Source organism: Microcoleus sp. Z1_A1, assembly GCF_036700305.1.
Taxonomy (GTDB): domain Bacteria; phylum Cyanobacteriota; class Cyanobacteriia; order Cyanobacteriales; family Microcoleaceae; genus Microcoleus.
On record NZ_JAUBOR010000012.1, the window covers coordinates 150,801 to 160,805 of the forward strand.

Annotated in this window: 1 protein-coding gene; it reads right to left on the minus strand. The window is 46.6% G+C overall.

Annotation, left to right across the window (positions count from 1 at the left end; all coding sequences use genetic code 11):
• Positions 1–4 precede the first annotated feature (4 nt).
• Positions 5–9,874 carry a DUF4114 domain-containing protein gene (locus tag QT973_RS10835; protein ID WP_333391309.1) on the minus strand — a complete coding sequence of 3,290 codons (9,870 nt, stop codon included), beginning with the start codon at positions 9,872–9,874 and terminating at the stop codon, positions 5–7.
• Positions 9,875–10,005: the final 131 nt, after the last annotated feature.

Consider the following 10,005-nt stretch of genomic DNA (forward strand, 5'->3'; position numbering starts at 1 on the left):
TTGATTAATCCTCAACAACAACAACTTGTTTGGGGTCAAAAACTAAATGATATTGCATCATTTCTGGGCTTCTAGTCGCGATCGCATCATACCCCTGAGATTTGAGATCCTCTACATATCTAACCGTCCGCTCTGGTTCTTGTAGACCAGTTTCCTGACCGTAATTAGCTACCCGCTCATCAAATTCAGTTAAATCCTGATAAACTTTGGGGTTTTTTACGTTCAGCATAATCTTTAATATCGGACCCTGCGTTGGATTGCCATTCTCATCACTGCTAAAATCCTTAGCCCTCTCCTCCAGATTTGTCAAATAAAAACCTTCTCCGAAGAAACCTCTTGTGAACCTACCAGGATTTACACCAATATTCGTAATACTACTAGCACCCGCTGGGCTAGTTCCATGATAGAGCGTGCGTCCGCTGTAGTAGCTATTTTTTGTATATTCTTCAGCCTCAGCCAGAGTCATAGAAGGTTCCCACTTCTTGCCAAAAGAAATATCGTCAAGGTAAACAGTGCCGTCATTGATTTCAAACTTGAGTAAAGCTGCCTTACCGCGCAGTTCTTCCGGGAGATTTAGGTAGAAAGTTTCCAAGCCTTCAGTACCATAACCGATCTTGCGAATATTGCTGTCGAGCTCTGTAGGAGAGCTATTTATTCCAGATCCTCGCTCTAAATTGATAGTTCCTATTGAACTAAACTGTTCGTAACCAGCTACGTCTGCTCGCATAGAAACCGTAATGTTTCTTCCCGCAGCGAGTTGGTCTTCAGGTACGTGCAGGTTGAACTTCAAACTATCGTGTAAGCTGTTTTGATCGGGGACAAGAAAGAGATTATGAATTATTTCTTTAACTCCATCATTCCCTCCCATCTTCAAGGTATAGTTTTGTCCAGCCAAACCGTAGTTTAATATTCTTTGCTCTTCGGTTAAGAAGGTATCAATCTCATCCCGTTCGTGCAGATGTCTTTGCGACACATTAGGATTGTCGGATACACTTAAAGAGTTGTAAAAAGACCAGCCTGGAACACTCTGATATGTAAAACGTTTGCTGGCGTCAAAATTACCATTGAAAAGGGTGGGAACTGCATAGTCACCTCGCATCTTGTTACCTATAATTTCGTCTGTGTAGGTATTGTCCTCAGTTACGGGGACACGGTTACTTACGTTAGCATCATAGGGGCGTAATTGAGAGCCACCACCCAGTACCGAGTAAAACCAGCCAGTACCGATACCTTCCCAAGGAGCTTGCTGTTCGCCGTGAGTAAAATTAGCATCAGTATGGTCGGGTGTGTACCACGTAGGTGTAGTTGGATTGCCTGAACTATCTAGTTCCAGATCTCCAAGCCGACGGTAAATCCTCTCTCCATTCCTTGAGGGAAGTTGACTTCCGCTAAGGTTAGCTGTTCCTGCATACCAAGTTAGAGCTTGGTGAGGCCTTCCATCCGTGCTATTTTCAGTAAATCCAATCCGGCTCAAGCCATCAGAACCACCAAGGTGTACGTTCCAATCCGCCTCCGCAATTCGCCGACCAGCAGGGGTATTAATTGCCTGTGTATCTACAGCGGGAACGTCTTGATAATAGTTATCGGCATAGGTAACATTTTCCCAGATTCGCACTTCTGGATCGCGGAAGCTGTTTAAGGAGGTTACCGACTCATTTGGGTCGAAAGCATGAGGATCGATCGTTGTCATCTGAAGGTCGCGGTTTACAAGGCTAATACCACCAGCGAGGGGAAAATAACTTCCCAAACGCTGGACAATTTCATTGTTGATCGCTGCACCCTGACCAAACCCAATAAAGTGCATAGGTGAATTGAAAAGGGTGTTTTCCAAACCTTGATTTAAAGCTACCAGTGAAGCAAAAAAGGCATCTGCGGCTGCCTCAGTAAAGCCAGAGTTAAATGCGGTTGCTTCTGGTGGCTGTTCCCATCCAGGGATTAGTGTCAGTGGTGCGCCAAATTTATGAGTTGGAGGGGAGAAGGTTGTGGAGCCATCAAAATTCAGCCACCCCCATTTGTTAGTAGCCCGATCGTAACGCATGACCAAACCATTTTCTTTAGTCAGGTGAGAAGCCATCTGCTCGAATTGGCGGTCTATCAAATTAGGTTGAGGTTCTAAGCCTCGCGTTAACACCGTAACGCTGCTGAAAGTATTGCTACCAGAAATGGGAGTCGGCAGTAAAGTTTTAAACTTGTCGGTGATGACTTTTCTTTCCCCTTTCTTCGTCACAGCTTCCACAGCCCAATGATATTGCTGACCCGCTGTCAACATTCGATCGCTAGAAAGAGTAAACTCCTCTGAAGAACCAGTCTTAGTCCCGCCATCCCAAGTCCACGTACCGTTTTTCCATTGAGCAGTCAGAACCCGATTCGGATTGTAATCTTTGTCGCCAGCCGAATTTAACCCATCCCACCGATCGCCCGGCAACAAGCCCTTCCCTTGCGGAAAAACGCTTACATAAAGATTGACCTTCTCGACATCAGTATCGGGCTTAAAACCAGGAAGACCGCAGGGTTCATTCTCACCCTTCAAATCCCACTTAAAAGTAGGAGTTAAAGGATTGCTATCATTCTTGCTATCCCCGATCGGTCCTTTTAATTCCAACCAGTTTTTAGCATTCGCTATTGCCAAACCTTTAGGATTTCCACCGATACCAATGGGAGCGCGTTTCGTGCCATCCGGGACGCTAAAGTCAAAGTTATTAATCCAATTTCCCCCAGTAATTTCGTAATCAGCCGCAATACTGACAAGAGGGTTGATATCATCGATCGGCACGCGGGCGAGGTCAGCAACAGTCGCATTTCGCTCAGTGTTAGTCACGAAACCAACGCTACCCACACCCCTGTCGCGGGCGTCAAGCTTGTAATTACCCGGATTCTCTATAGCCTTAATCATTTCCTCAACATCGAAAACGTAGGAACTTCCTCCCAAACCGAAGGTGGGATAGGAAGCAATCAAATATTTGCCGTCGCTCGAAAGCGCTACGTTGTTAGTTGAGCTGCCAGGAATCGGTCGAGTTGCAGCCACCAATTGAGGATTGGGCCCCAGCGGGTTTGCGATAATGCCTATATTTCCACCCTCGCGCGTATTTACATTTGCCCTAGAGTTGCGGCCGGCAACAAACGCATATTTCCCGTCTTGCGTTACTGTTACAGCCACTGCCTCGTTGACATCGAAGTAGTCATTAGCCGCGCCCAGCGACAAAGGAGCGTAGCGAACTTCAGCACTAAAGTTGAGGGGGTCATCAGACTCAATTTCGAGCACTCCGAAGCCCTTGCCGTCATCCTGAAGCTTTATCTGTTCCCCATTACTTATGGCAAGGACACTAGCAAATCCGTTGGTAAACACCATTTTCCTCGGGTCGGAAGTAGCAGCTATGCCCTCTGTCTCCGATGCGGTGGGAATTACTCCAATCTGCTGGTGCCACAGACGCTCGTTAGCACCCTCAGCGCTTGGTTTGTCGGCGGGGTCAATGTTGACAGCGTAAATGCGGCGGTTAGGTGTTTGTTCGTTATTGTCGGAACCTGTGGCGAACAGCCGCCGCCCGTCGCTGCTGATAGCTAACTGGCTCAGTCCCAGCGGCGATGTGACGTTAATTGTTTGGACAACGGTGTGATAAGTTGCCGAATTCGGATTGATGTCGAGAACGTAGATGTTGGGGCGATTCTGGTCGGCAATGTAAGCGTAATTGTCTTTGGGGTCAATAACAATAGCTTGCGGTCTGGCTCCAGAGGGCAAGCTAATCGCATCTACAGTCTCCGTTTCAGGAGTAGTGTCTATCTCCCGCAGCGCTATCAAATCCACCACAGACACGCGGCCGGTGTCGCGCAGAGTCACGTAGCCGCGGGTAGCATTGTTGGTAGGCGCGATCGACTCAGGTCGGTCTGATGTATTGGGATTACCTACAGGAATGTCAATAGCAACCGCCAATTTATCGCTGGTCTGGGTTTCAACAGTTGATAAAGGCTCTTTGAGGTTAATAACGTTGATTTTGTCGCCCGTACGTTCTGTTACCAGCGCCAATTCAACGCAGGTAGGGGCGAGGCGGATATTTTCTTCACTTTCTAGTTCCACAATGGAGTAATCTCCCGCACCCACTCCGAAGCGTTTTTTCTGCTTTCTCGACACTACAATAGTGGATTCGCCGACAGGTACGGTAATCGGAATTTTGACAGCAATTCTGTAGAGATTTTCTCCTAAATCGGTGTTTTTATCCGGTATCAAAATGCCGGGATAAGTTTTGTCACCGACGCGGAAACTGACTGTTAAATCTTCAAATTTACCGCCCAAATCATTGGAGTTATTTAGGAAATTGCTGCCTGTCAGGACGACTGCTGGGGAGCCATTTTCCAACTTAAATTCAGCTCCTTGAAGCACTGGAGGTGCGAAGGGGTCTGCTGGGAATAATGTCGGTACATTTAAAGTCGCTGTGACGCTGGGAATCCCTTCAGGATCGAGTTCGACACCCGCAGGAGTGACTACAGGTAAACCGACTTGTGGAATGGCGATGACTTTCAATCCAGATTGCAGGTATTTAGCTAAGTAAGCAAGGAGTAAGATTGTCGCGGCGAATTGAGCTCCGGTGGCGGCGGCGATACCGATTAAACCTGCATTTGCTGCTAAAAATGTGTTCTGGAGACCGAAATTAGTTGAAAGATTAATTGCTGCTGTACCGCCACTAGCAGCCAGCGAACCGGTGGCGGCTTGCGAAATGCCGAGATTGACCAACTGTTGAACTGTCGGAGCGCCTACTAACCCCAGGGGCAATGCAAACATCGCATATTGGCCGCTTTCCAAAACACCAGGAAAGGGTGGGGAATTGGTTCGGATGGTGCCGTTGGCATCGACGTAGCCGGATTCTTGAATCAGCCAAGTTGGGTTTTGAATATTGTTAGCATCCGGCAGCGAACCTTTTCGCATGAATAAAACTTCGGTACCGGGAGATAAGCCGGCGGGGGCTGGAATTGCTAATTGAGCGGGCAATTTCAGAGATTCATCACCCAAGTCTAAATTGAAGCCTCCGGCAAACTGCAAACCGTCGGGAAGTTGTAGGGATAGAGCATTGCTGCTTAGAGATGTCAAGCTAATAGCTGTATTTTCGGCAAGAGCACCGGGCGGCACCATCACAATTGAACCGTCACTGCCAGTAACTGCACCGCCATTTACTCCTAAAATTGTTCCGGCGGCGGCAGGCAGGGAGACTCGTACTGGCACGACTTGTTCGGCTGCTCCGTGAATGACGGTAACGTTAGTAACTCCTTCTTCTATTGCAGTAATAATGCCGTCTGAATTCACTTGCAATAAGTTGGAGTTTCCGGGGAAATAGCGAGTTCCTGTGGAACCGAATTTCAAATCGGGGGATTGGATGATCTTGTCAATTCCTACTAAAAGCGCTCGCCCCATTCCGGCTGTCATCGTGACTGCCTTGGGATAGACATTCAAACCATAAATCTCTGCTAATGCTTGATTGAATTCTGCATCGTTGGTTGGGGCTGGCAATTCTCCTACTCGCACTGCTGTTACTGCTTGCAAGTTATTTCGACTCGCGCTCAAAATTGAAGTACCGTTGATCAAACCCGTTACATTTCCAGCAGCATCTATTGGCGCTATTTCTGGATTGAATGAAGTGTAAGTTAAATAAGAATCCGGCAGCACGACATTCTGTTGGTCGGCAAAATCTCCCAGCACAATCAATTCCGTACTTTCTCCCGCATCCAGTCGGGGATTTCGCTTCACAAAATCTAGATTCAGCAGCGGAACATCGCTGACATTGACTGTTACCCGCGCGGGAGTTGAACTCCCAAAAGCGTCGCTGGCAAGGAAATCAAAGCTGGCAATTCCAGAGAAACCGGGTGCCGGTTTAAACGATACTTTGTTAGTTAAGGGATTGAAAATTACAGTACCGTTTACTGGATTGAGGACGCTAATTGTCAGAGGGTCGCCCTCTGCATCTGTGGCTAGATTGTCTAATGAAATAGTTGTCTCTAATTCTGTGTAAGTTCGAGCGCTTGTCGGCGAAACAACGGGCGGATTGTTGTCAGAATTCGGGGGATTGGCTTCGGCGAGTAATTGTTGTCCTAGCGGAGTATTGCGCCACTCTTTGTCAGGGTTGATGACTGTATCCAGCAGCGGTGCGTTTCCGGTCGCGCCGCTAATTTTAAAGATTAGGTCATTGTAATCTCTGTCCGAGTTAGGAGGCGACATATCTTCGAGGGCAAAGGTGTTGCCGCTGCCGGTAATGTCGGCTATTTGTAGCAGATGAGCGGTATCGTTGGGATTGGCTGTGGCGATACTAAATAAGGGACGGTTTTCGGGGAACAAATTTCCCGAATACGAGGATTGAAGCGATGACTGTACTGTACCATTGGGGACTAACATGACGGCAAAGGTGTCGCCTGGTAGCATGGAGAAAGTTTTGATACCCTGATATTCGCCGCTGCCCCAATCCCCGTCGAATGGCATCGCACCAGTAAATTTTGCGGATTCTGTAGAGTCGCTAATTACAATGTGTCCGTCGGTGGAATTGCTTAAAACTCTACGGGATGCTTCGGCGATAAATTCTGGAGTACCGGGTGTGAATGCGGACATTCCGGCCAGGCTGAAAATTCCGAGTTCGCCTTCAAAGGAGCCGCCATCAAATACATAGTCAAATTTGACTTTTCCTTGGTTATCTACAAGGAAAGTACCGGGGATTGGTAAATTGGCTGTTGTTGTTATTGATAAATTTGTTGGGGGATTGATATTGCTTTGGAAGTTGCCTGTACTCTGTGTGGAATAAGATTGACTGTCTGCAATACCGTCCGAAAATTGAGCCGATTCTTCTGCCTCTAACGGCAGCAAACCGCTCGATACATCTGCGGGTTTTGGCGCAATTTCGGTATCAGAATACGTGGGCTGGACGACGGTAGTTTCTGTGGGAGTTGAATTGCTATTATAAGTGTTTGAATTTGGTTCGGGTGGGGATTTAAGAGTTGAGGGTGAAACGCTGGTTTCGACTGAGGCTATCTGTGCCGTACCTGCTGCTGTTTCTGATGGAGTTGAGAAAAGTGCCGATATTAGAGAATCGGTTTGTACGCTAGAGTTTGAGTGAGAAATTAGCGGGTTGGTATCGAGAGAATTAACGACAATTCCCGGGGGGTTTTCAGTCTCTAATTCTGCTGCTGTGAAGGTGACAGCCATGTCCGTATCAATTGTATCCGCAGTAAATTCTGCAAGAGCGAAGTCGTCTGTTTTTGGTGGCAATTGTTTGCTTTCAAATTCTGCTGTTATTTCAGCAACAGGGATATCGCGTTCAACCGTATCATCCGCTTCGGGTGCGGCAACAATTGACTCAGTTTTTGTTGCCAATTTTTCTGTTTCTAATTCGGCTGCTATTTCAGGGAAAGCGGTATCATGTTCAATTAAATCGACAGCCTTTTCTGTAGCAATAATCTCAGCGGTTGTTGTGGAAAATTGTTCAGTTTCAAATTCGGCTGCGTTTTCGGTAACAGCCCGGTCATTTTCCTGAGTACCAGCAGCCTTTTCTGCGGGAATAACCTCAGAAATTTGGGTCGGCAATTGTGACGCAGTATTAGGAAGATTGTCATTGGTTTCTCTTGGCAATTCTTCGCCCCAATTATCGGCAATCTCAGATGTTTTTGCAGGAGGCTGTGACGCGATGGGAGTGGGAATTAGCAGAGTTTCAGCGGTTGGTGGGGAAGCAGCATTATTTACAGCATAGTCGGCTGAAGCCGGCAATTTAGGAATGCGATTAGTTGCAGTTGTGTCGGTTTTAATTAATTCAGCATCTGCTGACTCGCTGACAATTGATTCTGCTGATACTGGCCGTTCTATTTCCGAATTTAATTCATTAGGGCTAACACTGGGTGTCTCTGGGGGAGAGGCTGTTTGTTCTATTTGTTGCGATTCTTGAGTATCAGATTTGCCAACTGTTGATGTTTCTGTGGCTGGCGATTCTTGGCTGTCTGAGTTAGCAACTGTTGATGTTTCTGTGGCTGGCGATTCTTGGCTGTCGGATTTACCAACTGTTGATGTTTCTGTTTGCTGAGGTTTTTGTTGGTCGTTATCAGCAGTTATCGATGGTGTTTCTCCCTGGGATTTATCACCGGAATTGGTAACAGTTGATTCTCGGGTAAATTTCGGATCGGATTTATCCGATTCACCCTTCAGTTTTTGAATTAACTGGGAGTGAATTGATGCGGAGAAGGGGTCAACTAATTGGCTGAGGGGAATGATTTTAGATATAGCGCCCGTGACTCGGAATGTGATATCATCGTAATCCCGATCGCTCCCTTGAATCAGCCCCATGTCTTCCATGACGAAGAGTTGACCTTCGCCTGTAATATCGGCAATTTGACCGATACTGAAGCCGTCGCTGGGATTGTCTGTAGCTATTGAAAATAGGGGTTTTTTGTCGCCGCCGATTGCGGGGTTGTCGTATACTTGCTGTACGGTGCCGTTGGGTACTAGCATGAAGAAGAATTTGTCCCCAGGCGTCATGGCAAATGTTTTTGTGCCGAGGTATTGCCCGGAATTGAGGTTTTCTGAGCTGTTAGGATCGGTGTAATATGCTCCTTCTAAATCGTCATCCATTGCGATGTAGCCCTTTGTCGAGTTGCTTAAAGCTCGACTTGCTGCTTCTTTGATGAACGCCTCGGAACCGGGAACGAATTTTTCCATTCCGAGTAGGCTGACGATGGCTAGTTGTCCGCTATACCAGCCGCCGTCGGATGTGAATTGTATGCCGATTATTCCTTTTTCATCGACACTGAATGCGTTTGAGTCAAAGTTGATGTTGGTTGGGGGAGTTGAGGTTTGATCTGGTTCTGGGGTTGAGGTTTTATTGGGTTCTAGATTAGTGGCTGTATCTAAGTTTTTGGTGGTGGAGATTTCGGTAGGTGAAGTTTTGTTGGGTTCGGATTTGTCAGTGGTTGATGTAGTCGCAACTGAGGTTTTGTTGGATTCTGATTTATCAGAAGCTGACGCAGTTGCAGGTGATGTTCGATCTGGTTCTGATTTGTCAGTCGTTGATACAGTTGCAGGTGATGTTCGATCTGGTTCTGATTTATCAGTCGTTGATGTAGTTGCAGGTAATGTTCGATCTAGTTCAGGGTTTTCAGTGGCTGAGGCAGTTGCGGGTGATGTTGTATTTTCTCCTGAATTGTCAGACGTTGATGCAGTTGCCGATGATATTTTGTTTGGTGATGACTCGAAGAAGAGTGTAGTCTCTGATGATAAAGGCGTTTGGTGTTCTTCGGGTTTTGAAGTCGTTTCAGCGGTAGCGGGTAATGGCGTTTTGTCGGAAGCTTTTTCGCTCGTGGTAGATGCAGTTACAACTGGTAATGTTTTGTCCGAATCTTGTTCTGATTTTGTGGAGGCGGTTGGCGATAATTGTGTTTTATTTTCCAGCAATTGATCGGGAACAGCGGTTGTAGCTGCTGTGGTTTTATTTAGTTCTGAGCTGCTGATTGACGAGTTGACTGGAGGTATGTCAGTCGCAGATTTATTAGAATCAGAAGAAACGTTATTTGAGGCAATTCGATTTGGGTTGGTTAGGGGGTCTCCTAAGTCCGAGTCGAGTTTACCAATTAGGGGGTCAACTTCAGAATTTGTTGTATCCCTGAGAGTGCTGTTAGTTATCAGAGGGCTGGTGTTAGCCTCCGGTATGCTGTTAATATTGGAGGCTTTATTAATAATAAAAGCATCAGCTTCTGTTCGACTGAATTCGGATGCGGGCCCGCTTGCGGGTTCTATTAAGTTAAGTTGTTCGGGGTTTTGAGAAGAGCCCGGAGTTTGATCTAATAAGGTTTTGTTAGTCTGAATTCCCGGCCGTTGTGGGGCGAAAGTTGGGGCAAGTCCGGGAATTAAGGATTCCATTTCTGTTAAAGGTTCTCTAATAGACCTCTTGCAAAAAAGATATATGTTATAATCAGAAGTTTTAATTTTAATCGGCTAGAGCTAACTCATGATTGTAAATTGCTGACAACAAATTACAACGTAGACCATAA